This is a genomic window from Microbispora amethystogenes (genome assembly GCF_016863015.1).
GTDB lineage: Bacteria > Actinomycetota > Actinomycetes > Streptosporangiales > Streptosporangiaceae > Microbispora > Microbispora amethystogenes.
Genome location: NZ_BOOB01000069.1, coordinates 1 through 25,080, shown reverse-complemented (window position 1 = coordinate 25,080; position 25,080 = coordinate 1). Strand labels below are relative to the sequence as shown.

General features: G+C 72.1%; 24 protein-coding genes and 1 tRNA gene. 21 read left to right on the top strand and 4 right to left on the bottom strand.

Features of this window, described 5'->3' with window-relative positions:
• Window positions 1–39 precede the first annotated feature (39 nt).
• From Mam01_RS34740 to Mam01_RS34705, 8 genes are all read left to right on the top strand, one after another.
• Window positions 40–1,962, top strand: coding sequence for a TIGR03960 family B12-binding radical SAM protein (locus Mam01_RS34740; RefSeq protein ID WP_204289474.1), 1,923 nt, complete (start codon window positions 40–42; stop codon window positions 1,960–1,962).
• 63 nt (window positions 1,963–2,025) lie between these two features.
• Window positions 2,026–2,796, top strand: a complete 771-nt coding sequence (locus Mam01_RS34735; protein ID WP_239101847.1) for a TIGR03936 family radical SAM-associated protein — start codon at window positions 2,026–2,028, stop codon at window positions 2,794–2,796.
• A 286-nt stretch (window positions 2,797–3,082) separates the two neighbouring features.
• Window positions 3,083–5,902, top strand: a complete 2,820-nt coding sequence (locus Mam01_RS34730) for an Rne/Rng family ribonuclease (RefSeq protein ID WP_373868743.1) — start codon at window positions 3,083–3,085, stop codon at window positions 5,900–5,902.
• A gap of 186 nt (window positions 5,903–6,088) precedes the next feature.
• Entirely contained in the window at window positions 6,089–6,403 is a 315-nt protein-coding gene (gene rplU / locus Mam01_RS34725; protein ID WP_150940557.1) for a 50S ribosomal protein L21, read from the top strand.
• Between the two features lie 44 nt (window positions 6,404–6,447).
• Window positions 6,448–6,705 (top strand): 50S ribosomal protein L27, encoded by a 258-nt coding sequence (gene rpmA, locus Mam01_RS34720; RefSeq protein WP_030505847.1) that lies wholly within the window; start codon window positions 6,448–6,450, stop codon window positions 6,703–6,705.
• Between the two features lie 118 nt (window positions 6,706–6,823).
• Window positions 6,824–8,173: a GTPase ObgE gene (obgE, locus tag Mam01_RS34715; protein WP_150940559.1), complete on the top strand. Its 1,350-nt coding sequence runs from the start codon at window positions 6,824–6,826 to the stop codon at window positions 8,171–8,173.
• Between the two features lie 47 nt (window positions 8,174–8,220).
• The gene (proB, locus tag Mam01_RS34710) at window positions 8,221–9,330 is read left to right on the top strand and encodes a glutamate 5-kinase (RefSeq protein WP_239101846.1); all 1,110 of its coding nucleotides are present in this window, start codon (window positions 8,221–8,223) and stop codon (window positions 9,328–9,330) included.
• A 119-nt stretch (window positions 9,331–9,449) separates the two neighbouring features.
• Window positions 9,450–10,718 (top strand): glutamate-5-semialdehyde dehydrogenase, encoded by a 1,269-nt coding sequence (locus tag Mam01_RS34705; RefSeq protein ID WP_275409128.1) that lies wholly within the window; start codon window positions 9,450–9,452, stop codon window positions 10,716–10,718.
• A 128-nt stretch (window positions 10,719–10,846) separates the two neighbouring features.
• Here the strand turns inward: Mam01_RS34705 and Mam01_RS34700 are convergent, their stop codons facing one another.
• A complete protein-coding gene (locus Mam01_RS34700; protein ID WP_150940563.1) occupies window positions 10,847–11,509 on the bottom strand; it encodes a LuxR C-terminal-related transcriptional regulator in 663 nt (220 codons plus the stop codon).
• Window positions 11,510–11,646: 137 nt separating this feature from the next.
• Between Mam01_RS34700 and Mam01_RS34695 the strand changes: the two genes are divergently transcribed.
• Complete coding sequence (locus Mam01_RS34695; protein WP_204289471.1) at window positions 11,647–13,239, top strand: serine/threonine-protein kinase; 1,593 nt, start codon at window positions 11,647–11,649, stop codon at window positions 13,237–13,239.
• A gap of 30 nt (window positions 13,240–13,269) precedes the next feature.
• Here Mam01_RS34695 and Mam01_RS34690 read toward each other — a convergent pair whose 3' ends face one another.
• The gene (locus Mam01_RS34690) at window positions 13,270–14,280 is read right to left on the bottom strand and encodes a M48 family metallopeptidase (RefSeq protein ID WP_373868742.1); all 1,011 of its coding nucleotides are present in this window, start codon (window positions 14,278–14,280) and stop codon (window positions 13,270–13,272) included.
• Window positions 14,281–14,396: 116 nt separating this feature from the next.
• Between Mam01_RS34690 and nadD the strand changes: the two genes are divergently transcribed.
• The 5 genes from nadD to Mam01_RS34665 all read left to right on the top strand — a co-directional run bounded on the left by nadD (window position 14,397) and on the right by Mam01_RS34665 (window position 17,069).
• Window positions 14,397–15,008, top strand: coding sequence for a nicotinate-nucleotide adenylyltransferase (gene nadD, locus Mam01_RS34685; RefSeq protein WP_204289470.1), 612 nt, complete (start codon window positions 14,397–14,399; stop codon window positions 15,006–15,008).
• A 296-nt stretch (window positions 15,009–15,304) separates the two neighbouring features.
• Window positions 15,305–15,577 carry a hypothetical protein gene (locus tag Mam01_RS34680; RefSeq protein ID WP_204289469.1) on the top strand — a complete coding sequence of 91 codons (273 nt, stop codon included), beginning with the start codon at window positions 15,305–15,307 and terminating at the stop codon, window positions 15,575–15,577.
• A gap of 244 nt (window positions 15,578–15,821) precedes the next feature.
• The gene (gene rsfS, locus Mam01_RS34675) at window positions 15,822–16,226 is read left to right on the top strand and encodes a ribosome silencing factor (RefSeq protein WP_150940572.1); all 405 of its coding nucleotides are present in this window, start codon (window positions 15,822–15,824) and stop codon (window positions 16,224–16,226) included.
• Window positions 16,227–16,251: 25 nt separating this feature from the next.
• A complete protein-coding gene (locus tag Mam01_RS34670) occupies window positions 16,252–16,887 on the top strand; it encodes a histidine phosphatase family protein (RefSeq protein ID WP_204289468.1) in 636 nt (211 codons plus the stop codon).
• Between the two features lie 109 nt (window positions 16,888–16,996).
• Window positions 16,997–17,069, top strand: a tRNA-Ala gene (locus tag Mam01_RS34665).
• 32 nt (window positions 17,070–17,101) lie between these two features.
• Here Mam01_RS34665 and Mam01_RS34660 read toward each other — a convergent pair.
• Complete coding sequence (locus tag Mam01_RS34660) at window positions 17,102–18,487, bottom strand: Dyp-type peroxidase (RefSeq protein ID WP_204289467.1); 1,386 nt, start codon at window positions 18,485–18,487, stop codon at window positions 17,102–17,104.
• Between the two features lie 167 nt (window positions 18,488–18,654).
• Between Mam01_RS34660 and Mam01_RS34655 the strand changes: the two genes are divergently transcribed.
• The 7 genes from Mam01_RS34655 (at window position 18,655) to Mam01_RS34625 (ending at window position 24,870) form a co-directional block, all read left to right on the top strand.
• Complete coding sequence (locus Mam01_RS34655) at window positions 18,655–19,749, top strand: carboxylate-amine ligase (protein ID WP_239101845.1); 1,095 nt, start codon at window positions 18,655–18,657, stop codon at window positions 19,747–19,749.
• A 103-nt stretch (window positions 19,750–19,852) separates the two neighbouring features.
• Window positions 19,853–20,206: a hypothetical protein gene (locus Mam01_RS34650; protein WP_204289466.1), complete on the top strand. Its 354-nt coding sequence runs from the start codon at window positions 19,853–19,855 to the stop codon at window positions 20,204–20,206.
• Window positions 20,203–20,589 (top strand): hypothetical protein, encoded by a 387-nt coding sequence (locus tag Mam01_RS34645; RefSeq protein ID WP_204289465.1) that lies wholly within the window; start codon window positions 20,203–20,205, stop codon window positions 20,587–20,589. The genes Mam01_RS34650 and Mam01_RS34645 overlap by 4 nt, the downstream gene beginning before the upstream one ends.
• Window positions 20,590–20,771: 182 nt before the next feature.
• Window positions 20,772–21,956 (top strand): CynX/NimT family MFS transporter, encoded by a 1,185-nt coding sequence (locus Mam01_RS34640; protein ID WP_225312212.1) that lies wholly within the window; start codon window positions 20,772–20,774, stop codon window positions 21,954–21,956.
• Between the two features lie 53 nt (window positions 21,957–22,009).
• Window positions 22,010–22,687 carry an SRPBCC family protein gene (locus tag Mam01_RS34635; protein ID WP_204289464.1) on the top strand — a complete coding sequence of 226 codons (678 nt, stop codon included), beginning with the start codon at window positions 22,010–22,012 and terminating at the stop codon, window positions 22,685–22,687.
• A 248-nt stretch (window positions 22,688–22,935) separates the two neighbouring features.
• Complete coding sequence (locus Mam01_RS34630) at window positions 22,936–23,649, top strand: dienelactone hydrolase family protein (RefSeq protein ID WP_239101844.1); 714 nt, start codon at window positions 22,936–22,938, stop codon at window positions 23,647–23,649.
• A gap of 327 nt (window positions 23,650–23,976) precedes the next feature.
• Complete coding sequence (locus Mam01_RS34625; protein WP_204289462.1) at window positions 23,977–24,870, top strand: DMT family transporter; 894 nt, start codon at window positions 23,977–23,979, stop codon at window positions 24,868–24,870.
• 8 nt (window positions 24,871–24,878) lie between these two features.
• Here the strand turns inward: Mam01_RS34625 and Mam01_RS34620 are convergent.
• On the bottom strand, window positions 24,879–25,080 hold a 202-nt coding region (locus Mam01_RS34620; protein ID WP_204289461.1), incomplete at its 5' end, for a hypothetical protein.

The window sequence follows — 25,080 nt, the reverse complement described above, 5'->3', positions numbered from 1 at the left end:
TCCGCAGGGGCCACTCCCGGAAGCCGATACCCTGGAGGCATGTCTGTCGAGTCGTTGTTTCCCCGCCTGGAGCCGCTGCTGCCGAAGGTGCAGAAGCCGATCCAGTATGTCGGGGGCGAGCTGAACTCGACGGTCAAGGACTGGGACGAGGCGACCGTCCGGTGGGCCCTGATGTATCCGGACGCCTACGAGGTCGGCCTGCCCAACCAGGGGGTGCAGATCCTCTACGAGATCCTCAACGAGCTGCCCGAGACGCTGGCCGAGCGCACCTACGCGGTGTGGCCCGACCTCGAGGCGCTCATGCGGTCCGAGGGTGTCCCGCAGTTCACCGTGGACGGCCACCGGCCGGTTCGCGCGTTCGACGTCCTCGGGGTGTCGTTCGCCACCGAGCTCGGCTACACGAACCTGCTCACCGCGCTCGACCTGGCGGGGATCCCGCTGGAGGCGGCGGACCGCACCGGCGAGGACCCGATCGTGCTGGCGGGCGGCCACGCCGCCTTCAACCCGGAGCCCATCGCCGGCTTCCTCGACGCCGCCGTGCTCGGCGACGGCGAGCAGATCGCCATCGCGATCTCCGAGGTGCTGCGCGAGTGGAAGTCCGAGGGCAGCCCCGGCGGCCGTGACGAACTGCTGATGCGCCTCGCCTCCACGGGCGGGGTGTACGTCCCGAAGTTCTATGACGTCGAGTACCACCCGGACGGCCGCATCATGCGGGTCGTCCCCAACCGCGACGGCGTGCCGTCGCGCGTCTTCAAGCACACGGTCATGGACCTCGACGAGTGGCCGTACCCGAAGAAACCGCTGGTCCCGCTGGCCGAGACCGTGCACGAGCGGTTCAGCGTCGAGATTTTCCGGGGCTGCACCCGGGGCTGCCGCTTCTGCCAGGCGGGCATGATCACCCGTCCGGTCCGGGAGCGGTCGATCACCACGGTCGGCGACATGGTCGAGGCGGGGATCAAGGAGTCCGGCTTCAGCGAGGTCGGGCTGCTGTCGCTGTCCAGCGCGGACCACTCCGAGATCGCCGACATCACCAGGGGCCTCGCCGACCGCTACGACGGCAGCCAGATCGGGCTGTCCCTGCCCTCCACCCGGGTCGACGCGTTCAACATCGACCTCGCCAACGAGCTGTCCCGGAACGGCCGCCGGTCCGGGCTGACGTTCGCGCCGGAGGGCGGGTCCGAGCGGATGCGCAAGGTGATCAACAAGATGGTCACCGAGGAGGACCTGATCCGCACGGTCACCACCGCCTACTCCAACGGCTGGCGGCAGGTGAAGCTCTACTTCATGTGCGGACTGCCGACGGAGGAGGACGTGGACGTCCTCGGCATCGCCGACCTGGCCAAGAAGGTCATCAGGGCGGGCAGGGAGGCGACCGGCTCGCGGGACGTCCGCTGCACGGTCTCCATCGGCGGGTTCGTGCCCAAGCCGCACACGCCGTTCCAGTGGGCCGCCCAGTGCGACCACGAGACGGTGGACCGCCGGCTGCGGGCGCTGCGCGAGGCCCTGCGCTCCGACAAGGAGTACGGCAGGGCCATCGGCTACCGCTACCACGACGGCAAGCCGTCGATCGTGGAGGGGCTGCTGTCGCGGGGCGACCGCCGCGTGGGCAGGGTCATCCGGGCGGTCTGGGAGGACGGCGGCCGGTTCGACGGCTGGAGCGAGCACTTCTCGTTCGAGCGGTGGATGGCCGCGGCCGAGCGGGCCTTCGAGGGTGAGCCGGTGGACGTGGAGTGGTACACGACCCGCGAGCGGGACGAGCACGAGGTGCTGCCCTGGGACCACCTCGACGCCGGTCTCGACCGCGAGTGGCTCTGGCAGGACTGGCAGGACGCGCTGGGCGACGTGGAGGTCGAGGACTGCCGCTGGACGCCCTGCTACGACTGCGGCGTCTGCCCGACGATGGGGACGGAGATCCAGGTCGGCCCCACCGGCAGGAAGCTCCTGCCCCTCACGGTGATCTGACGCCCGCGCCCTGCCCACTGCCCGACAAGACGACTGACCGATACCGGAAGGACGACGGAACTGGTGAAACCCGTTCCCGAGGGGCCCGCGCCCGAACCCACGGTGCAGCGCCTGCGCGTGCGTTACGCCAAGCGGGGGCGGCTGCGCTTCACCAGCCACCGCGACATCTCCCGCGCCGTCGAGAGGGCGGTGCGGCGAGCGGGGATCCCGGTGGCCTACAGCGCGGGCTTCAACCCTCACCCGAAGATCTCCTACGCGGGCGCCGCCCCCACCGGGGTGGCCAGCGAGGCCGAATACCTGGAGATCGGCGTCAACCGGGCGTGCGATCCACGCCGGGTCCGCGACGACCTCGACGCCTCGCTGCCGCCGGGCCTGGACGTGCTCGACGTGGTCGAGGCGCGGGACGGCGGCCTGGCGGACCGGCTGGAGGGCTCGGTCTGGGAGCTGCGGCTCCCGGGGGCCGAACCGGAGGAGGCCGAGCGGGCGGTGAAGGAGTTCCTCTCGGCCGGTCACGTCGAGGTGGAACGCCTGACCAAGAAGGGAATGCGGCGGTTCGACGCCCGCCAGGCGGTGCGTACGCTGACCGTCGTGGAGGGGCCGGAAAAGACGGCAGGTCAGGAGCCTGTTCAGCCGTGTGTCATACTTCGTATGGTTGTTCGGCACGAAACACCTGCCGTACGACCCGATGACGTGCTCATGGGGCTGCGTCTCGTGGCAGGCTTCGCGCCGCCGTCACCCGCTGCGGTGACCAGGCTGGCGCAGGGGCCGCTCGACGCGGTGACCGGTGAGCCCGCCGACCCGTTCGACCTCGACCGGGCAGGCGGAGAACGATAAGACTTGCCGCCGCGGCGCCGACAGGAGGCCCGGCGGACCGCGAGAGACGAGAGCCTCCGCGCGGCGCGGAGACGTGCCCGGGGGCTGACGGGAGAGCGCCCGCATGCTCGACAACGAGCCCACTGACGGGGCTGTGAGCCTTGACGGTGAAACGACAACAGAAGACCGGGACCAGACCGGGGGGAACGCGGTTTCCTCCGGTTCGGTCCGCGCGTCCACACCACGCCGCCGGTCGGCGAGCCGGCCCGCCGGGCCACCGCCGGAGCCGGACGAACTGCCGCCGCCGGTGACCACGGTGGCCGCCGCGGCCGCGCCCAGGGCGGCGGAGCCCGCCGCACCCGCCCAGCCGGAGCAGACAGGTCAGCCGGAGCAGGGGCAGCCGGGCCAGGAGGCGCCGGTCGTCCAGGAGCGGCCGAAGCGGGCCACCCGCCGCCGCAAGACCGCCGAGCCGCCGGCCGCCGAGCCCGCCCCGGTGGAGACGCCTGTCGCGGAGACGACGGTGCCCGCGCAGGCCCCGGCCGGTGACGACGTGGCCCTCGGTGATGTGGCTCGCGGCGACGCGGCCCCGGCCGCCGCTCCTGACCCGGTGAACACCGGGACCGTGAGCACTGAGACCCCGAGCACCGAGCCCCAGAGCGCCGAGACCGCGAGCACCGGGCCGGTGGACGGCGGGAACGACGAGCCGACCGCGCCCACGCGGCGCCGCCGCAGCCGCAAGCGGACCGACGTGCCGGAGAAGGCCGAACAGGCCGAGCCCTCCGCGCCGTCCGCCCCGGCCGAGGAGACCCCCGCGCCGCGACGCCGGCGCCGTGTCCGCGCGGACGAGTCCGCACCGGAACGATCCAGGGCGATGAGCGCCGCGGAGGCCGAGGTGGCCGCCGCGCTGCGGCTCAACCTGCCCGACGAGGAACCGCTGGACGACGAGCCGCTCGACATCGAGGACATCGACGTCGAGGAGATCGGTGAGACCGATGAGGAGAGCGGCCGGCCGGACGTCGTGGCCGACCCCTTCGGGCTGTCCTCCCGGTCGCAGCCCTCGCCCTCGGTGACCTTCCAGGCGCCGTCGGCGCTGTTCCATCCGCTCTTCCAGGCTCCCGACCCCTTCGCGGTGCCCGTGCAGCGGCCCGCCGCGCCCGCCCCGGCGCCGGTGACGGCCGGCGACGAGGACCTCGAGCAGGAGGAGCCGGAGGAGACCGCCGACCAGGGCGAGCAGGGCGAGGACGAGTCCGACGCCGGTGGCCGCCGCCGTCGCCGCCGCCGTGGCGGCCGGGGCCGGGGGAGCCGGACGAGGGACGCCGAGGACGGCGAGGAGTCCGAGGCCGAGGGCGAGGAGCCGCAGGCCGCGCAGGACGAGGACGAGGACCGCGAGCAGGCCGAGGACGAGTCCGACGCCCAGGGCGGCACCCGCCGCCGTCGCCGTCGCCGCCGCAGGGGCAGCGAGGAGGCCGAGCCCACCCCCGACGACCCGCCGAACACCGTCGTCCGCATCCGGGCGCCGCGCGCGACCCGGTCCACGTCCGTCGACGAGGTCCAGGGCGTACGGGGATCGACCCGGCTGGAGGCGAAGAAGCAGCGCCGCCGCGAGGGCCGCGAGCTGGGCCGCCGCCGGCCGCCGATCATCACCGAGTCGGAGTTCCTGGCCCGGCGCGAGTCGGTCGAGCGGATCATGGTGGTGCGCCGCCAGGGCGGCCGCACCCAGATCGCGGTGCTGGAGGACGGCGTCCTCGTCGAGCACTACGTCGACCGCGAGTCGAGCCAGTCGTACGTCGGCAACGTCTATCTGGGCAAGGTCCAGAACGTGCTGCCCTCGATGGAGGCGGCGTTCGTCGACATCGGCAAGGGCCGCAACGCGGTGCTGTACGCCGGCGAGGTGAACTTCGACACCGCCGGGCTGGAGGGCCAGCCGAAGCGGATCGAGGCGGCGCTGAAGTCCGGGCAGTCGGTGCTGGTGCAGGTCACCAAGGACCCGATGGGTCACAAGGGGGCCCGGCTGACCTCCCAGATCAGCCTCCCCGGCCGCTACCTGGTCTACGTGCCGGACGGCTCGATGACCGGGATCAGCCGCAAGCTCCCCGACAAGGAGCGGACCCGGCTCAAGCAGATCCTGCGCAAGGTCATGCCGGAGAACGCGGGCGTCATCGTGCGCACCGCCGCCGAGGGCGCCTCGGAGGAGGAGCTCGCCCGCGACGTGGCCCGGCTGTCGGCCCAGTGGGAGAACATCCAGCGCAAGGCCAAGTCGGCCAGCCCGCCGGAGCTGCTGTCGGGCGAGCCCGACCTGACCGTCCGGGTGGTCCGCGACGTGTTCAACGAGGACTTCACCTCGCTGGTCGTCGAGGGCGACGACGCGTGGACGACCGTGGACGAGTACGTCCGCTACGTCGCCCCGCACCTCACCGAGCGGCTGTCGAAGTGGCAGGAGGAGACCGATGCCTTCTCCGCCTACCGGATCGACGAGCAGATCGCCAAGGCGATGGAGCGCAAGGTGTGGCTGCCGTCCGGCGGCTCCCTGGTGATCGACCGGACCGAGGCGATGACCGTCGTCGACGTCAACACCGGCAAGTTCACCGGGCAGGGCGGCAACCTGGAGGAGACCGTCACCCGCAACAACCTGGAGGCGGCCGAGGAGATCGTCCGCCAGCTCAGGCTGCGGGACATCGGCGGCATCATCGTCATCGACTTCATCGACATGGTGCTGGAGAGCAACCGCGACCTGGTGCTCCGGCGGCTGCTGGAGTGCCTGGCGCGGGACCGCACCAAGCACCAGGTGGCCGAGGTCACCTCGCTGGGCCTGGTGCAGATGACCCGCAAGCGGGTCGGCCAGGGCCTGCTGGAGGCGTTCTCCACACCATGCGACTGCTGCCACGGGCGCGGGATCATCGTGTCGACCGAACCGGTCGAGGGCAGGCCCGAGCCACGCGGCACGCAGGGCAAGATGGCCATCGAGAAGGCGGTGGCCGACAAGCTGGCGGCGGGCGAGGGATCGGTCGCCGCCGCGACGGCGTCGGCGCGTGAGAGCGTGACCGACGCCATCGACGCAGACGAGGGCGAAGGCTCCGCGCCGTCCTCCCGGGGACGGCGACGTTCCCGCAGGAAGACGGCGGAGTAGCGACTTCGTCACCCGGCGGTCCGCTCGGTTCGACCTGGGTGCCGGATATCCGGTACCCTGGTCATCCGGTGCGCCTGGTGTTGGCGTGCCTGGCTTCGCGCGCCTGCCCGGACCGCCGGTCGTATATCGACAGCAGCTGGATGCGGGGCGCGGCATCTCAGCATTAGCCAGTAGAAGGGTTCCGCGGTGTACGCGATCGTTCGTTGCGGCGGCAGGCAGCAGAAGGTCTCCGTCGGGGACGTCCTCGAGGTGGACAAGGTCGCCGGTGAGGTCGGCTCCTCGGTGTCGCTGCCGGCGGTGCTCGTCGTCAACGACGGCGATGTCACCACCGACGCAGCCACTCTCTCCCGGTTCCAGGTGCTCGCCGAGATCCTCGGCGAGACCAAGGGTCCGAAGATCCGCATTCTGAAGTACAAGAACAAGAGTGGCTACAAGAAGCGCCAGGGTCACCGCCAGCGGTACACCCAGGTCAAGGTCACCGATATCAACCCCGGAAAGTAGTCTCCCGGGGGATACCCCGGCTTACCCCCGACAGGGAGTGAACCATGGCACACAAGAAGGGCGCCTCGTCCACCCGGAACGGCCGTGACTCGAACGCCCAGCGCCTCGGCGTGAAGCGCTTCGGCGGCCAGCTGGTGAACGCGGGCGAGATCATCGTCCGTCAGCGCGGCACGCACTTCCACCCCGGCGACAACGTCGGCCGCGGCGGCGACGACACGCTGTTCGCCCTGGCCACCGGCCGGGTGCAGTTCGGCACCAAGCGCGGTCGCCGCGCGGTGAGCATCGTCCCGGCCGCGGAGTAGATCCGCCCGGACACCTGTAGCAGCACGATGAGGCGGATCGAGCATTCGGTCCGCCTCATTCGTTTTCCCCGGCCGCGTTCCGGCCGGGTTCCGGCACAGCAGTAAGGGGGAGCGGCTGATGGCCGACTTCGTGGACCACGTCGTCCTGCACATCAAGGCGGGTGACGGGGGCAACGGCTGCGCCTCCATCCACCGGGAGAAGTTCAAGCCGCTCGGCGGGCCGGACGGCGGCGACGGCGGCCGCGGCGGAGACGTCATCCTGGAAGTGGATCCGAACACCTCGACCCTGCTCGAATACCACCACCGGCCGCACCGCCGCGCGGGCAACGGCAAGCAGGGCACGGGCTCGAACCGCGACGGCGCCAACGGCGAGGACGTCGTCCTGCCGGTGCCCGACGGCACGGTCGTGAAGGACGCCAGGACCGGCGAGGTGCTGGTCGACCTCATCGGCTCGGGCACCCGGTACGTCGCCGCGCAGGGCGGCTTCGGCGGCCTCGGCAACGCCGCGCTCGCCAACGCCAAGCGCAAGGCCCCCGGCTTCGCGCTGCTCGGGGAGCCGGGCGACGAGGCCGAGATCGTGCTCGAACTCAAGACCGTCGCCGACGTCGCGCTGGTGGGTTTCCCCAACGCGGGCAAGTCGTCCCTGATCGCGGCGCTCTCCGCGGCCCGGCCGAAGATCGCCGACTATCCGTTCACCACCCTCGTGCCGAACCTCGGAGTCGTCACGGCCGGGGAGACCGTCTTCACGGTCGCCGACGTGCCCGGCCTCATCCCCGGCGCCTCGGAGGGCCGCGGCCTCGGCCACGAGTTCCTGCGGCACGTCGAGCGCTGCTCGACGATCGTGCACGTGCTCGACTGCGCCACGCTGGAGCCGGGACGCGACCCGGTGACCGACTTCGAGGTGATCGAGGCCGAGCTCGCGGCGTACGGATCCCTGCAGGACCGGCCGCGCCTGGTCGCGCTGAACAAGGTGGACGTCCCCGACGGCCGTGACCTGGCCGACATCGTCACGCCCATCCTGGAGGAGCGCGGCGTGCGGGTCTTCGAGATCTCCGCGGCCAGCCACGAGGGCCTGCGGCCCCTGTCGTACGCGATGGCCGAGATGGTGGCGGCGGCCCGGGCGCAGGCTCCGGTCGAGGAGCCCACGCGTCTGGTCATCCGGCCCAAGCAGCTCGGCGAGGCCGGGTTCTCCGTACGCCGGATCGACGAGAACCGCTTCCAGGTGACCGGCGAGAAGCCCGAGCGGTGGATCCGCCAGACCGACTTCTCCAACGACGAGGCCGTCGGCTACCTCGCCGACCGGCTCGACCGGCTCGGCGTCGAGGAGGAACTGGTCAAGGCCGGCGCCACGGCCGGCGCGGAGGTCGTCATCGGGCCGATGGAGGGCGGCTACGTCTTCGACTGGCAGCCGTCGCGGGGCGCCGAGGCGGTCCTCGGGCCGCGCGGCACCGACCTGAGACTCGGCTGACCGGGAGACACGGTGAGACGGGGAGACGAGTGGGAGGGGGAGACGAGGTGACGGGCAGGCAGCGGATCGGCGAGGCCGCGCGGCTGGTGGTCAAGGTGGGATCGTCGTCGCTGACGACCCCCAGCGGCACGATCGACGTCGACCGGGTCGACGCCCTGGTGGACGTGCTGGCCGCCCGGCGGCTGGCGGGCGCGCAGATCGTGCTGGTGTCGTCCGGGGCGATCGCCGCCGGGCTCGGCCCGCTCGGGCTGCGCGCCCGGCCCAAGGACCTCGCCACCCAGCAGGCCGCCGCCTCGGTGGGACAGGGCGTGCTGATCGCCCGTTACACCTCCTCCTTCGCCAGGTACGGCTTACGCGTGGGGCAGGTGCTGCTGACGGCCGACGACATGATGCGCCGCTCGCACCACCGCAACGCCCAGCGGACGCTGGCCCGGCTGCTGGAGCTCGGCATCGTCCCCGTCGTGAATGAGAACGACACCGTGGCCACCGACGAGATCCGGTTCGGCGACAACGACCGGCTGGCGGCGCTGGTGGCCCACCTCATCCACGCCGACGGCATGGTGCTGCTGTCGGACGTGGACGCGTTGTACGACGGGGATCCCCGCAAGGACGGCGCCGCCCGCATCGCGGAGGTCAGGGGCCCGGAGGACCTGGAGGGCGTCGAGCTCGGCACCTCCGGGCGCGTGGGCACCGGCGGCATGATCACCAAGGTGGAGGCGGCCCGCATCGCCACCGGGGCGGGCGTGCCGGTCGTGCTCACGGCGGCGGCCCACGCGGCCCAGGCGCTCGCGGGGGCCGACATCGGCACCTGCTTCCACCCGGGGGGCCGCCACCCCGGCACCCGGCTGCTGTGGCTCGCCCACGCGACGACCGGGCGCGGCCGGCTGCACCTGGACGCGGGCGCGGTCGAGGCCGTGGTGGGGCGGCGGATGTCGCTGCTGCCCGCCGGCGTCGTGAAGGTGGAGGGCGACTTCGCGGCCGGCGACCCGGTCGACCTGTGCGCGCCGACGGGCGTCGCGGTCGCCCGCGGCCTGGTCAACTACGACGCGGGGGAGATCCCCGACCTGCTCGGCCGCTCCACCCGGGAGCTGGCCAGCGCACTCGGCCCGGAGTATGAGCGTGAGCTGATCCACCGGGACGACATCGTGATCCTGTAGCCCCTCCTGATAGTCCCCTCCTGATAGTCCACCGAGAAGAAGCGACGGAGCGCGAGGCAATGTCCGAGGCAGTGTCTGAGGTTGTGTCCGGGGTCGTGCCCGGGGTCGTGCCCGGGGTCGTGCCCGAGGTTGGATCCGAGGCAGCGGAGTTCCTGGAGGTCGCGCGGGCGGCGAAGGACGCCGCGGCGGCGCTCGCGCCGTTGCCGCGCGCGCCGAAGGACGCGGCGCTGCGTGCCGTGGCCGACGCGCTGGAGGCGGCCACGGACGAGATCGTCGCGGCCAACGCCGTCGACCTGGACCAGGCCAGGGCGAACGGCGTGCCCGAGGCGATGATCGACCGGCTGCGGCTGGACGCCGCCCGGATCGCGAAGATCGCCGCCGCCGTCCGCGAGGTGGCCGACCTGCCCGACCCGGTCGGTGAGGTCGTGCGCGGGAGCACGCTGCCGAACGGCCTGGAGCTGCGTCAGGTGCGGGTGCCCCTCGGCGTCATCGGCATCATCTACGAGGGCAGGCCCAACGTCACCGTGGACGCGGCGGCGCTGTGCCTCAAGAGCGGGAACGCCGTGCTGCTGCGCGGGTCGTCCAGCGCGTACTCCTCCAACACCGCGCTCGTGCGGATCATGCGGGAGGCGCTGGCCTCGACCGAGGTGCCGGCGGACGCCGTACGGCTCGTGCCGGGCCAGACCCGCGAGTCGGTCCGGCACCTCATGCGCGCCCGGGGGCTGGTCGACGTGCTGATCCCGCGCGGCGGCGCGTCGCTGATCAACAGTGTGGTCGAGGAGTCGACGGTGCCGGTCATCGAGACCGGGGTGGGCAACTGCCACGTCTACGTGGACGCCGACGCCGACGTCGAGACCGCCCTGAAGATCCTGGTGAACGCCAAGGCGCAGCGGCCCTCGGTGTGCAACGCCGCCGAGACGTTCCTGGTGCACGCCGCGATCGCCGACGAGTTCGTCCCCAAGGCGCTGACGGTGCTCAAGGACGCGGGGGTGACCGTCCACGGCGACGAGCGGGTGCGGTCCTACGGCGCGGACGTCGTGCCGGCCACCGAGGAGGACTTCACCACCGAGTATCTCTCGCTCGACGTCGCCGCCGCGGTGGTCGACTCGCTCGACGACGCGGTCGCGCACATCCGGCGGTACGGCTCGGCTCACACCGACGCCATCGTGACCCGGTCCCAGCAGGCCGCCCGCAGGTTCGTCGCGACCGTGGACAGCGCCGCGGTGGCGGTCAACGCCTCGACCCGCTTCACCGACGGCGGCGAGTTCGGCTTCGGCGCGGAGATCGGCATCTCCACCCAGAAGCTGCACGCGCGCGGGCCGATGGGCCTGCCGGAGCTCACCTCCACCAAGTGGATCTACACCGGGGACGGGCACATCCGGGTGTGACCCGCAGAGGCGCCCACGGAGGTGCCCGCAGAGGTGCCCACGGGGGCGCCACAGAGGCGCCCCCGCAAGGCGGCCCACAGCGGGCCCGGAGGCGGGCTCGCGAGCTCATGGCGGGCTCGGTGGCGGGCTCAGACGCGGGTGAGCACGGGACGCGAGCCGAGGCCCGCGTCCCTCGCCCGCAGCGCCGCGTCCACCCGGCTCGGCGCCTCCAGCTTGGTCAGCACGTTGCTCACGTGGTTGCGCACGGTCTTGGTGGCCAGGCACAGCTCGCGGGCGATCTCGGCGTTCGACCTGCCGTCGGCCAGCCGCTCCAGGATCTCGTGCTCCCGCTGGGTGAGACCGGGGAACGGGCTGCGGGCCGGCGGCGTGGTCAGGCGGTCCAGCAGCCGGGGGGCCAGCCCGCCGCCGAAGACGACCTGCCCGTGGGCCACCGACGTGACCGCCGCCGCGATCTCCGAGGGGCGTGATCCGGTGAGCAGGTAGCCGTACGCCCCGGCGCGGAGCGCGCCCGTGAAGCCCGCCTCGCCGTCGTCCGCGCCGAGCGCGAGCACCCGTACGGCGGGACAGCGGCGCGGCAGGGACTCCAGCGCGCCCAGCATGGCCAGGTCGGCCAGCAGCACCCGCGGCGACAGCCGTACGCACAGGCGGAGGGCGTCGAGGTCGTCGCACGCGGTGCCGGCGACGCGGAGGCCGGCCGCCTGGTCGAGGGCGGATCGGATTCCCTCGACGAGCAGGGGCTTGTCGGCGGCGACCACGACCGTGATCGGGCCGGAGGAGTCGGTCATCGGCATCGCTGTCTCCGTCGTACCTGTGTTTCCGGAGCACACTCTGCCGGGGCGCTCTTGTGGGCCGGTTGGTGTTGGCTTGTATCGGACCTCGGCGCGCCTCCGCCGATTCGGGCGCCGGGCCCGCTATGGTTGGCGCTCCTATGGCTGGACGTCTCGGGCGGGTCGGCCCCTACACGCTGCTGGAGCGGCTGGGCCGGGGTGGCATGGGCGAGGTGTACCTCGCCGACGGCCGCCGGGGCGACCGCGTCGCCGTCAAGATGCTCCGCGACCCCATAGAGAACGACCCGGACGCGCGCTTACGCCTGGAGCGCGAGGTGCGGGCGCTGCGCAGGGTGGAGAGCCCGTACGTCGCCCAGGTGCTCGACGCGGACCTGTCGGGCGACCACCCCTACCTCGTGATGGAGTACATCGAGGGGGAGAACCTGCTCGACGCCGTACGGCGCGGCGGCCCGCTCAAGGGGCCACAGCTGATCACGCTGGCGCAGGGGCTCGCAGCGGCGCTGGCGATCATCCACGCGGGCGGGATCGTGCACCGCGACGTCAAACCGGCCAACGTGCTGCTCGGCGAGGACGGGCCGGTCCTGATCGACTTCGGGATCGCCCAGGTGCTCGACGCGACCCGGGTCACGATGACCGGCACGTTCCTCGGCACGCCCGGCTACTGCGCGCCTGAGGTGTTCTCCGACGAGACGGTGGGGGAGCCCGCCGACGTGCACGGCTGGGCCGCCACGGTCGCGTTCGCGGCCACCGGGCGGCCCACCTTCGGCCGGGGCACCGCCGAGTCGCAGATGTACGCCGTGCTGAACGGCAAGGCCGATCTCGTGGGGGTGCCCCCCGCGCTGCTGCCGCTGGTGCGCGCGGCGCTGCACCGCGACCCCGCCCGCCGTCCCACGGCCGCCCTGATCGCGGACCGCCTGTCCAGGCTCGCCCGGGTCGCCGGCGACACGCCGGACCATGCCGCCGCCGCGCCGCCCGCCCCGCCGCAGCGCGGCAGGGAGAGCGGCAGGGAGAACAGCCGGGAGCATGGAAGGGAGCACGGCAGGGAGCACGGCCCGGGCGGGCCGGCCGTACAGGTGCGCGCCTCCGCGGAGGCCGCCGCCCGCACCGGCCCGGCCCGGCCCGCGACGAGGACCCCGGTGCGGACCCCGTTGAAGACCTCGGCGCGGGCCCAGGCGAAGCCGGCGGCCGGCCCGGCCGCGCCCGAGGGGGCGCTCGGCATCCCGACCGGGAACGCGGCGCTGGTCCTGGTCGCGCTGCTCGCGGTGCCGTGCGTGGTGACGGCGGTGATCTACCCGCCGGCCACCTTCGTGATCACCGCGGTGTTCGCCGTGGTGACCAGGGCGATCTGGACGAGCCACTGGCTGGTGCGGACACGCCGGCCCGGCCGGGGGCGCACCTTCCTGCGGGTGCTGCTCTTCCCCCTCACCCTGTCGGGCTCGGCGTTGTCGGCCGTGGTGTGGCCGGGCCTGCCGGCCGCCGCGGCGGCGTTCGCCACGATCTGGGTGGGTTCCGGCGCGAACCTGGAGCCCGACTGGTGGTCTCAGGTGGTGCCGGTCACGATCGGCGGGGTCGCCTTCGGGGTGGTCAGCGGCGGGCTCGTCGGACGGGAGATCGAGCGCGCCGGCGGGGCCATACCGGGCCTGCGCCGGGAGGGCCTGCGGGCGCTCGCCGTGCTCGGCGGCTTCGTGCCGCTGTGCGCGGCCGCCGTACGCGCCGTCTCCTACTTCTTCTGACCTTCTGCTGCCCTCTTCCGAGCGGCCGGGTCAGTTCTCCCGCCGGGCGAAGCGGTTGAAGATGCGCTCGCCCGCGTTGACCGCGCCCTCCGCGACGTCGCGCAGCACGCCGATGAACGGGTCCTGCGACTGCGCCCACGACTCCCGGTAGGAGTTGGCCGCGGCCTTGATCTCGTCGGTGAGCCGGGCGTTGGCGTCGTCCTCCCGGCGGGGGTAGTCCCCGGCGAGGATGCGGTCGTACTCGCCGGTGCGGCGCCAGCGGTCGAGTTCGGCGACCCGGGTCACGGCGAACGGGTGGGTCGTGCCCAGCATGTTGAGGACCTTGAGCAGGCCGTCGCGGACGTCGCCCGCGGTGTCGTACTCCCTGGCCTGGTCGAGGAACGCCTCGATGTTCATCTCGTGCAGGCGCGAGCCGCCGGCGAGCTTCATGAGCGCGCGCAGTGCGGCGTCGGGGTCCTGCCCGGCGATCAGGCCGCCCCGGTCGGCGGACATCTCCGCCTTGCGCTGCCACTCCTCCAGGGCCGCGACGATGACCCGCAGGCCGATGTAGCCGAGCGGGATCCAGGCGACCCGCGTGGCCAGCCGGGTCAGGATCGCGAGCATCGTGCCGTAGACGGCGTGGCCCGACAGGATGTGGGAGGTCTCGTGGCCGACGACGAAGCGCAGCTCCTCCTCGTCCATGAGGTCGAGCAGGCCCGTCGAGACGATGATGAACGGCTCGTCGAAACCGATCGCCATCGCGTACGCCTTGGGGTCCTGCTGCACGTAGATCTCGGGGATCCGGTGCAGGTCGAGGATGTAGGCGCTGTCGCGGCCCATGTCGTACAGGGCGCGGAACTGGGTGTCGGTCGTGCGCACGGCGGAGGCGAGGAACATCAGGCGGAGCCTGCGCTCGCTGAACAGGCCGGACGTGCGCTTGAGCACCGCGTCGAAGCCGGAGAGCGAACGCATCGCGACCAGCGCGGACCGGTCGGCGGGATGTTCGTAGGCTCGTGAGCTGATGCCGGGCAGCTGCACGCGGTTGCGATCGGGAGTGGTCATGTTCCGCATGCTATGTCTCAGGGGGCGGACGCGCGCGGGACGCCGCGAGGAGCCCGGACGGCGTCCCGGGAGGCCGGGTCACGGACCGGCTGGGCGAGGACGTTAAGGTCCGTTTCATGCGAAACGGGACGGAGATCCGGCGGCTGGGCGTGATGGGCGGGACGTTCGACCCGATCCACCACGGCCACCTGGTGGCGGCGAGCGAGGTGGCGCACCACTTCGACCTGGACGAGGTGGTCTTCGTCCCGACCGGCCAGCCGTGGCAGAAGGCGGACCAGCGCGTCTCCTCCAGCGAGGACCGCTATCTGATGACCGTCATCGCGACCGCGTCGAACCCCCGCTTCTCCGTGAGCCGGGTCGACATCGACCGGCCGGGGCCCACGTACACGATCGACACGCTGCGCGACGTCGCCGCCGCGTACGGACCGGACGTCGATCTCTATTTCATCACCGGCGCGGACGCGCTCGCGCAGATCCTGAGCTGGCGTGACGCCGGCGAGCTCTTCGACACCGCGCACTTCGTCGGCTGCACCCGGCCCGGTCACCCGCTGCAGGACCCCGGCCTGCCGGCCGGGAAGGTGAGCCTGGTCGAGATCCCCGCCCTGGCGATCTCCTCCTCCGAGTGCCGCGACCGCGTGGCCGCCGGGGAACCCATCTGGTATCTCGTTCCCGACGGCATCGTGCAGTACATCAACAAGCGCCGCCTCTACCGGGACCCGGCCGGCTGAACAGGGGCGGGACCAAGGGGCGGACAAGGGACGCGTGGTCATGGACGTCCCGCGTCCGCCGGATCACTCTGCGTGGTCAAATGGTCCGAGACCACCGGGCAGGCTTGCGTCAACTCCCCTGGAAACCTTCGGCCCCGGCGATACAGGATCGGAGTACGGCCGTGAGGCGCGATGCCGCCGGAGGAATGCCGTCCCCCCCGACCTGGCTCGGGGAAGGCTCGCGGCCCGTTCCCGCGGACCAGGAACTCCTGGTCGCCATTACCCGTCCCAGCCCTGACCGGGCGCAAGGAGGGACCATGCACCCGAAATCGATGCGACTCGCCGTCGCGACAGTTCTCGCCTCCGCCCTCACGGCGGGAGGGGCCGCGCTGCTGAGCGGCACGGCCACCGCCACGGCCGGCACGACCGCTCCCGCGCAGGTGACGACCGTCGGCACGGGACACGGCACCGGAACCGGCCAGGGGCAGCGGGTCCCGCACGTCAAGCCGACCAAGCCGCACCACAAGAAGCACAAGAAGCACAAGAAGCACAAGAAGCATCACAAGCACGTCAAGCATCACGGGCACTGACGGCCGGCCCGCGTGGTTCCGCGGGTGACCTGTCCGATGCGGCCCCGCACCCGTACGGGCGCGGGGCCGTGCGCGTCCGTCTGGCGGAATCATCGGGCGTAGTAAGACGTTGAATTTCCGATCCCGGGCATAACTCCGGTATCGACAGGGTGTGGCGGTAGGGTCTCCACGGAAAAGCGGGTTGTACGGGGGCCGCGGACTGTGCACCCTTGAAGAGCCCGTCAACGGAGGACAGAACCGAATCGTGACAGCATCCGAGAGAGCGGCAGAGCTTGTGCGGGTGGCGGCCGAGGCCGCCGCCGAGAAGCTGGCCGACGACATCATCGCCTACGACGTGAGCGAACAGCTCGTCATCACCGACGCCTTCCTTCTCTGCTCCGCGTCCAACGACCGGCAGGTCCGCGCGATCGTCGACGAGATCGAGGAGCGGCTGCGGGTCGAGGCCGACGCCAAGCCCGTACGCCGGGAGGGGGAGCGGGAGGGCCGCTGGGTCCTGCTCGACTACCTCGACATCGTGGTCCACGTGCAGCACGAGGAGGACCGCGCCTTCTACGCGCTGGAGCGCCTGTGGAAGGACTGCCCGTCCATCGAGCTGCCGGAAAGCGTACGGCGGGTCGCCGCCCAGCGCGGGCGCGGGGCGAACCCGTGACGGACGCCATCGCCGGGGCGGCGTGATGGGCCGCCGCGTGGTCTGCCTGCGGCACGGGCAGACGCTGTGGAACGTGGAGAAGCGCTTCCAGGGGCACACCGACATCGCGCTGGACGAGACGGGGATCGCCCAGGCCGCCCGGGCGGCCTCGCTGCTGGCGGCCCTGCGGCCGACGATGCTCGTCGCCTCCGACCTTCGCCGGGCCTACGACACCGCCTCCGCCCTCGGCCGGATCACCGGCCTCGACGTCATGGTCGACAAGGACCTGCGCGAGCGCGGCGGCGGGGAGTGGGAGGGCCTGACCCGCGACGAGATCAGGGCGGGCTGGCCGGTCGAGTACGAGGCGTGGGAGGCGCCGGGCGGTGAGGACGTCGCGCACGTCGCCGACCGGGTGGCCGAGGCGGTCGAGCGCTGGGCGGGCCGCCTGGCCGGCGACGGCCTGCTGGTGATCGCCTCGCACGGCGCCGCGCTGCGACTCGGCATCTGCCGCCTGCTCGGCCTGCCGCAGGAGCTGTGGTCGGCGCTCGGCAGCCTGGGCAACTGCTCGTGGTCGGTGCTGGAGGAGGGCCGCCGGGGCTGGCGCCTGATGGAGCACAACGCGGGCACCCTGCCCGAGCCGGTCAGCAGCGACGACAGCCCCGCCGCCACCGCGGACGGCTGACACGCGTGTTACCGGTGTTACCAGTGTGACTGGTGACGATTAGGTAAACGGAGAGGCATGGATATATGCTCTCCGAGCGCCGCGCCGGGAGGACTCGGAGCGGTGGCAAGGGGCTATAGCGCAGCTGGTAGCGCACCTCCATGGCATGGAGGGGGTCTGGGGTTCGAGTCCCCATAGCTCCACCCATTCGGGTGCGCCCGCATCCAGCCGGATATCACAGGCTCTTGAGGTAGGCGAGCGACGGCATGAAGAAGTACTCGCCTCCCTTCATCGTCACCGTCTGAGGAACCTGCTTCTGGGGAGCGCTCAGCTTCTTGCCGTCCCACGCCGTGGGGAAGCGCACCTTGACCTCCCGCTCGCCCTGGCCGATCACTGGGTCGTGGCCGGTCTTTCCGGCGGGGAAATCCGGATTGTCGGCCCAGGTCTGCTGGGTGAACTCGAACTGGGCCTGCAGGCTGGAGTTGAACGCCATGAACAGCAGTCCCACGCCGCCGGTCGGCCGGGTCGCCGGGGGCGCGTCGTCCCACGGCTTGTCGGTGCGCCTGCCGTACGTCTGCCCGCGCCGCGCCATCATGACCCCGAGCGCGCGCTCCAGCCCGCCGTCGCGGGAGTCGCGGGGGTTGGCCTTGCGGATGTGCGCGCTCACCGGGCATCTGGCCCCGGGGTCGTCGCGGTAGCTGAAGTCGTTCTGCACCGGGTGGCCGTCGGCGCTCGGCCTGCCGTGCAGCCGCAGCGGCGTGCCGTTGCGGAACCGGCCCACCAGCATCGCGCCGGCGAGCGGCCGGTCGTCTCCGGTGAAGCCGAGCGCGTCGGCGAGGGCCTCCTCGGCCTCCCGGAACGCGCGGACGTTCTGCTCCAGCTTGCGCAGCACGAGGTAGCTGCCGAAGTGACGGCTCGGGTGCGGGGCGAGGGGGTCGGCGGCGAGCACGTGGCTCAGCGGGAAGAACGGGTTCCAGTTGGTGCCGGGCTCGGCGGCCACCTGGTCGGCGAGGAACAGCGGCTGGCTGCGGCCGTCCACGTAGCCGAAGTGCTCGATGCCCCGGCCCTGGGCGTCGCGCAGGCCCTCGCCCTTCTCCTCGCCGAGGATCTTCGCGGTCTTCGGCAGCAGCGCGAGGACGCGCGTGCGCGTCGCGGCGACCGGTTCGGGCGTCGCGTCCCCGATCAGCACGATCGCGTGGATCTCTCCCTGGTAGTGCTTCTCCCACGCGCCGACCGCCGGGTCGCTCAGGGTGTCCTTGCGCCGTTTCATCCCCGACTTGAACGCGTTGTCGGTGAATTTAGTGGTGGATTCGCCTAGTTTGAGATAACCGAGCTTGCTGATGCCGACGCCGACGTACGGCGTGCCGCGCTTCTTCGAGCGGTTGAAGTCGCGCACCTCCTCGAGGTGTTTCCTGGCCGACTTCATGAGCGGCACCAGGGCGCGCAGGAACCGCCTGCCGTCCGCGCCGTCGCCGAACTGCACGAGCAGCAGGGACATGCTCTCGCGTACGTGTGCCTGCAGGATGTTCGGCTGCAGGTTGTCGAGCATCGCCTTGGTGTCGGCGTCGAGTTTCGCCGAATCCCAGGCGAGCGGCTTTCCGTTGGTGAGGTCGACCGGCATGTCGGTTCCTTTCCCCCTAGTGGAAATGTCGGGCCCCTACCGATGAGAGCCATCATCCACGGAAAAGGTTCGGCGTATAGGGGATTCGTAGTGGCTGTGGTGGCCTCGTTTCTCGTCGATCCGCCCAGGCCAGGACTACTTTCCGTGACGGGGGTAGTGACCCGGCCATGATGAAGAGACGGCCTGTCGGCGTTGAAGAGGAGTTTCTTGTCGTCGACCTCCAGTCCCGGCGTCTCACGCCGCTGGCGGAGTCGATGCTGGAGCGGCTGCCGGACGAGGGGTTCTCGGCCGAGTTGCAGCGATCGGTCGTGGAGACCAACAGCACCCCGATGGAGGACCTGAGCGACGTACGGGCCGAGATCGTACGGCTGCGCCAGGCGCTCGTCGCGGCCGGCGAGCCGCTGGGCGTGGGCGTCATCGCCGCCGGGACGACCCCCAACACCGGCATCGAGGGCTACACCTTCACCCCGGGGGAGCGCTACCGCTACCTGTCGGAGTCCTACCGGTTCCTGGCGGAGGAGCAGCTCATCTGCGGGGCGCAGGTGCACGTGGAGATCGACGACAGGGACGTGGCGGTGCTCGCCGCCCAGCGCGTCGAGGCGTGGCTTCCCCCGCTGCTCGCCCTCAGCGCGAGCTCGCCGTTCTGGATGAACGAGGACAGCGGCTACGCCAGCAGCCGGGCGCTGACCTGGCAGCGGTGGCCGACGGCCGGGCCGCTCGGCCCGTTCGCCGACGCCGCCGAGTACGACAGGACGGCCGAGGATCTGGTCGCCTCCGGCGTGATCAAGGACGCCGGCATGATCTATTACGACCTGCGGCTCAGCGCCCATGTGCCGACGGTGGAGATGCGCGTCTGCGACTCCTGCCCCCTGGCGGACGACGTGGTGCTGCTGGCCGGGCTCTTCCGGGCCCTCATGAGCAGGGAGATCGAGGCCGTCGAGCGGGGTGAGCCGCCGACGGGGGAGCAGCGTCTCGCGCTGCTGCGGGCGGCCAACTGGCGGGCGGCCCGCGACGGGCTGGAGGGTGAGCTGATGTCGCCCGTGACCAGCCGGCCGGAGCCGGCGCCGCGGCTCGTCACGTGGATGCTGGACGAACTGCGGCCGACCCTGGAGGAGCTCGGCGACTGGGAGATCGTGTCGGAGCTCGCCAACGAGGCCCTGCTCCGCGGCAGCTCCGCCTCCCGCCAGCGGGGGGCGTTCGCCGTCAACGGCAGGGCCGAGGACGCGGTCGACCTGCTGCTCGCGGAGACTCGGCAGAGCTGACGCGCCCTGATCGAGCGCGGACCGGGCCGCGCGAGGGGGTGGGCGGCCGGGCCGATAGCCTTCTGGCCATGCCTCGACTGTCCGCCCACCCCCTGAGCACCGCATGAACGGCGCCTACTCGGGCTGGCTGATCGGCGCGGCCCTGCTGCTGGCGCTGGTCGCCGTGGTCACCACCGTACGGGACCGGCCGATGGGGCCGGTGCTGCTGGCCGGGCTGGGGCTGCTGGAGATCGCCGTGCTCGTGCAGGCGGGGTTCGCCCTCGCCGGGATCGGGCACGTCGCGGAGAAGGCGACCTTCGTCGGATACCTGGCGGGGACCGTGGTGATCCCGCCCGCCGCGGTGTGGTGGGGCCGGGCGGAGCGTACGCGCTGGGGACCCGGCGTCATCGCCGTGGCCGCCTTCACCGTGGCCGTCATGACCGGGCGGCTGCTGCAGATCTGGGACATGGTCCCGTGAGCGACGCGGCCGTACGGTCCGGGCCCGGGCGGGTGCTCGTGGCCGTGTACGGCGTCTTCGCGCTGGCCGCGACCTCCCGCGCCGCCGTGCAGATCGCCACGCGGTTCGCCGAGGCGCCCCTGGCGTACGCGCTGTCGGCGCTCGCGGCGGTCGTCTACATCGTCCTGACGGTGGCGCTGGCCCGCGGCGCCGCCCGGATGGCGCTCGCCGCCTGCCTGGTCGAACTGATCGGCGTGCTGGTCGTCGGCACGCTCAGCCTGGCCGACCCGGCCGCCTTCCCGCACGCCACGGTGTGGTCGGGGTACGGCAGCGGGTACGGCTTCGTGCCGCTCGTGCTGCCCGTCGTCGGCCTGCTGTGGCTGCTGCGCGGCGTCCGCCGCTGACGATCCTCTCCACGACTCACTCTCAGAACCGGGAACAAACGAGGAGTTTGAGGCCTTTGGTAGGGTGTCAAACGTAGGATGACCCGATGAAGGGAGTTGTTGCGGCGATGAGTGCCGTCGTCACGCGGAGGGCCACCGATGGGGCTCCATGGAGAGCCGCGTGGAGAGCGCCGGGCGGGTCGATGGCGTGGCTGATCGCCGGCGGCATCGCCCTCGCCGCGCTGAACCTCCGCACCGCGGTGACCAGCGTGGGCACCGTCCTCGACGAGGTGAGCACCGGGCTCGGCATGTCCGGAGCGACGACCGCGCTGCTGACCACGCTGCCGGTGGTGAGCTTCGCCCTGTTCGGGGCGCTGACGCCGGCCATGTCCCGGAGGATGGGCGAGCACCGGCTGCTGCTGACCGCCATCGTGCTGCTCGCCGCGGGTCAGGCCGTCCGCTCCCTCGTCGACTCGGCGGCGCCGTTCATGGCCGCGAGCACGGTCGCGCTGGCGGGCGGCGCGGTCGGCAACGTCGTCATCCCCACACTGATCAAGAAGCACTTCCCCCGGCGGTCGGGCGCCATGACGACCGTCTACTCGACCGCCCTCGCGGCCGGGACGATGGTGGCCGCCGCCGCCACCGTCCCGGTGCAGCAGGCCGCGGGCGGCAACTGGCACGTGGCACTCGGGGTGTGGGCGGCCCTGGCCGCCGTGGCCGCGATTCCGTGGCTCGCGCTCAGGCGCGGTGAGCCGGAGCGGCGTAGCACCCCTGCCCGGGCAGCGGGCGAAAGCCTCCTGCGCAGCAGGCTCGCCTGGGCCGTGGCCGGTTACTTCGGGTCGCAGTCGCTCATCGCCTACGTCATGTTCGGCTGGCTGCCGCTGCTGCTGCAGGACAACGGCTACACCAGCGGACAGGCCGGGGTGGTGCTCGCCGTGTTCACCGGGCTCGGCATCCCGATCTCGATGGTGGTGCCCACGCTGGCGACCCGGCTGTCCGGGCAGCGCCCGCTGGTGATCGCCTTCGCGGCCCTGTACGCGGCCGGCTTCGCCGGGATGCTGACCGGGCACGCGATGTGGGCCTGGGCGATCCTCGTGGCGCTCGGCGGCGGCACCTTCCCGCTGGCGCTGGCGATGCTGGCGCTGCGGACCCGGACGGCCCCGGGCACCGCCGCCCTCTCCGCCTTCGGGCAGAGCGCCGGATACCTCATCGCGGGCGCGGGCCCGATCACGTTCGGCCTCCTCCACCAGGTGAGCGGTGGCTGGGCGCTGCCGTTCGGCCTGCTGTTCGCCGCGCTCGCCGTACAGGTCGTCACCGGATGGTACGCGGGCGGCGACCGGACGCTGGAGGACGCGGGCGCCGACGGGGCTTCTCACCTCCGGGTTTAGGCCGCCCTCAGCGGGCAGGGCTTGTCGTGCAGCCGAAGAGAGAAGGAGGAGGCATGAGCTCGATCGAACAGTCCATCGAGGTGAATGTCCCGATCCGTACCGCGTACAACCAGTGGACGCAGTTCGAGAGCTTCCCGGAGTTCATGGAGGGCGTGGAGTCGGTCAAGCAAATCGGCGACACGCGCACCGACTGGGTCGTCGAGATCGCGGGAGTCCGCCGGGAGTTCGAGGCGGAGATCACCGAGCAGCACCCCGACGAGCGCGTGGCCTGGCGATCATTGGACACGCCGCGGCAGGCCGGGGTCGTCACGTTCCACCGGCTCGGCGACGACACCACCCGCGTCACCCTCCAGATGGAGTACGACCCCGAGGGCTTCCTCGAGAAGGCGGCGGACGCTCTTCAGCTCGTGCGCATGCGCGTCAAGGGCGACCTGGAGCGTTTCAAGACCTTCATCGAGTCGCGCGGCGGCGAGACCGGCGCCTGGCGCGGTGACGTGCCCGGCCCGCACCAGCAGGGCGGAACCGGTTCCGGCGGCGTTTCCGGTGGGGGCTCCGGCACGGGCTACGACATCGGCGAGCCGATGCCGCCGCGCACCGTGAACCCGGACTACCCGGGCGAGACCCCGCTGCCGGCGCCCGGCAGTGGTCCGATCCCGCCGGCGCCCGGTACGGGCCCGCTCCCCGGCAGCGGACCTCTGCCGCCGCGGGACACGCCCGGCCCGGTGATCTAGGCACGGCATCGAGGCACACGGCCGACGAGGCACGTGGCATCCGAGAGGCCCATCTCCCTTGGGACGGGGAGATGGGCCTCTTTCTCGTTATCAAGCCGGAATTCGAGGATTATCGGCAATTTATTTTGTCCTGATACGATGGAATTCCAGTGTTATAGCATTTCGGGCGTCGAGCATTTTCGATTATGAAGGGATGCCCGCCCGTGTGCTATGACGCCGATGCCGTACCCCCCGTTCACGGTGCTCCGGTGACGACGACGTCGTCCGAGCGCCTCGTCCTGACCTCGGGCGACGGAGCGGAGTTCGCGGCGTTCCTGTCCCGTCCCGGAGAACGCGCCGGCGCCGCCGTGCTCGTCCTCCCCGACAACCGGGGCCTGTCGGGGTTCTACGAGCAGCTGACCGTACGCCTCGCCGAGCAGGGGCATCCCGCGCTGGCGATCGACTACTTCGGCCGTACGGCGGGGACCGGCCCGCGGCCGGCGGGCTTCCCGCACATGGAGCACCTGGGCAGGGCGCACAAGGACACCCTCTTCGCCGACATCGCCACCGGGGCGCGATGCCTGCGGGCGGAGGGACACCAGGACGTCGTCACGCTCGGCTTCTGCTTCGGCGGCAGGCTCGCGTTCCTGGCGGCCCGCCCCGAGCTCGGATTCCGCGGCGTCATCGGCCTGTACGGATATCCGGACGCGCTCTTCGGCAACCCCGGCCCCACCCAGCTGGCCGGTGAGCTGTGCGGCCCGATCCTCGGGCTGTTCGGCGGCGCGGACGAGGGCATCTCCCCCGAGGTGGTGAAGGCGTTCGGCGAGGCGCTGGACGGCGCGGGCGTCGAGCACGAGTTCGTCACCTATCCGGGAGCCCCGCACAGCTTCTTCGAACTCGGCCGGCCGGAACTGGCGGAGGCCTGCGCCGACGCGTGGTCGCGCGTCCTCGGATTCCTGGGACGCGTGCCGGCGCGGCCCTGAGCCGCGCCGCTCGTGCTGCCCCCGCTGCCGTGCTACCGGGGGGCCGGACAGCGGACAGCCCGAGGCGACCTGACCTCGCCTCGGGCTGTCACGATCCCAAGACTACGACTTCGATGTCCGGCCGCGCGCACCGGCACCCCCCAAATGCCGGAAAAGCCGATGCCGTGTTTCGGGAGAGCCCGTTAGTGTGACCCGCATGCCGTTGATCGTCTCTCCGCCGCCCGCCCGATAGCGGGCGGCGTCATCAGGTGAGCCGGGCCTGGAGGGCCCGGCCGGTGGCCCCTGCCCGCGTACGGGAATCGGGCCCACCTCACCGGAGAGACATCGATGAACCATGCTCCAGCCCTGTCCGTACGGCAGGGTCTCGTCTACGTGTCCACCGCCGCCGCCGCCTGGGGAACCGGCGGCGCGGCGGGGGCGATGCTCCACGACGCGGGCCGGCTGAGCCCCGTCGCCGTGTCCTTCTGGCGCTTCGCCTGCGGGGCGGCGCTCCTGCTCGTCGTCGCGCGCGGCCGCCCTTCCTGGCGGGCGGTGCTGCTCGTCGGCCCGGCCATGGCGGTGTGCCAGGCCGCCTACTTCGCGGCGATCGCCGAGACCGGCGTCGCGGTCGCGACCATGATCACCATGGGGTCGGCTCCGCTCCTGGTGGCGGCCGGCGGCCGGATCTTCCTGGGTGAACCCCTGGGCCGTACGGCTCTCGCCTGCGCCGGTCTCGCCCTCGCCGGGCTGGCCATGCTCACGGGAGGAGCGGCCGCTCCGGCCGGCCCGGCAGGCGTCGGCTACTGCCTGGTGTCGGCCGCCGCCTACTCCTTCGTCACCCTCGCGACCCGCCGCATGCCCGCGGAGGGCGTGGCGGTGTGGGGGTTCGCCGGGGGCGCGCTGTGCCTGCTCCCGCTCGCGGCCGGCGGGGGACTGCTGCCCACCGGGCACACGATGACCAGCGTGCTGCTGCTCGGCTATCTGGCGATCGTGCCGACCGCGCTCGCGTACCGGTTGTTCTTCACCGGCCTGGGCGTCGTGGGCGGTGTCACCGCGTCGGTCGTCTCGCTGCTCGAACCCCTCGTCGCGGCCGTCGCCGGTGTCGTCCTGCTGGGGGAGCGCATGACCGCCGTACAGGCGGGCGGGGGAGCCGTCCTCCTGTGCGCCCTCGTCTGGCTCGCCCGCGCGGAGTTGCGCGATGGGCCGGTGCGGGGGTCACGACCAGGGAAACCGGGCTGTTAACGGTACCATCAGGTGCGTGGTGTGAAGGGCGCGATCACCAGGCGGAACGTTCCTTTTCCGGGCGTGTCCCGCCGGTGGTCGCCGCCCGCGCGCACACCGTCCGCCGGTGCCGGAGTCACGTCGGTACCGTGTCGGAATTGTGGTGGTTCGTGGCGGGTTCGTTCGGGCGACTGATCGGAAAGAGCGGGGACGCGGGGGATGACGATGGTG

Excerpts from the sequence above, each read along its gene's own strand:
- Mam01_RS34635 (WP_204289464.1), top strand. The coding sequence starts at position 22,010 with ATGAGCTCGATCGAACAGTCCATCGAGGTGAATGTCCCGATCCGTACC.
- nadD (WP_204289470.1), top strand. The coding sequence starts at position 14,397 with ATGCGAAACGGGACGGAGATCCGGCGGCTGGGCGTGATGGGCGGGACG.
- Mam01_RS34650 (WP_204289466.1), top strand. The coding sequence starts at position 19,853 with ATGAACGGCGCCTACTCGGGCTGGCTGATCGGCGCGGCCCTGCTGCTG.
- Mam01_RS34640 (WP_225312212.1), top strand. The coding sequence starts at position 20,772 with ATGGCGTGGCTGATCGCCGGCGGCATCGCCCTCGCCGCGCTGAACCTC.
- Mam01_RS34740 (WP_204289474.1), top strand. The coding sequence starts at position 40 with ATGTCTGTCGAGTCGTTGTTTCCCCGCCTGGAGCCGCTGCTGCCGAAG.
- Mam01_RS34695 (WP_204289471.1), top strand. The coding sequence starts at position 11,647 with ATGGCTGGACGTCTCGGGCGGGTCGGCCCCTACACGCTGCTGGAGCGG.
- Mam01_RS34625 (WP_204289462.1), top strand. The coding sequence starts at position 23,977 with ATGAACCATGCTCCAGCCCTGTCCGTACGGCAGGGTCTCGTCTACGTG.
- Mam01_RS34670 (WP_204289468.1), top strand. The coding sequence starts at position 16,252 with ATGGGCCGCCGCGTGGTCTGCCTGCGGCACGGGCAGACGCTGTGGAAC.
- Mam01_RS34660 (WP_204289467.1), bottom strand. The coding sequence starts at position 18,487 with ATGCCGGTCGACCTCACCAACGGAAAGCCGCTCGCCTGGGATTCGGCG.
- Mam01_RS34680 (WP_204289469.1), top strand. The coding sequence starts at position 15,305 with ATGCACCCGAAATCGATGCGACTCGCCGTCGCGACAGTTCTCGCCTCC.
- Mam01_RS34690 (WP_373868742.1), bottom strand. The coding sequence starts at position 14,280 with ATGACCACTCCCGATCGCAACCGCGTGCAGCTGCCCGGCATCAGCTCA.
- obgE (WP_150940559.1), top strand. The coding sequence starts at position 6,824 with ATGGCCGACTTCGTGGACCACGTCGTCCTGCACATCAAGGCGGGTGAC.
- rpmA (WP_030505847.1), top strand. The coding sequence starts at position 6,448 with ATGGCACACAAGAAGGGCGCCTCGTCCACCCGGAACGGCCGTGACTCG.
- Mam01_RS34655 (WP_239101845.1), top strand. The coding sequence starts at position 18,655 with ATGATGAAGAGACGGCCTGTCGGCGTTGAAGAGGAGTTTCTTGTCGTC.
- Mam01_RS34700 (WP_150940563.1), bottom strand. The coding sequence starts at position 11,509 with ATGCCGATGACCGACTCCTCCGGCCCGATCACGGTCGTGGTCGCCGCC.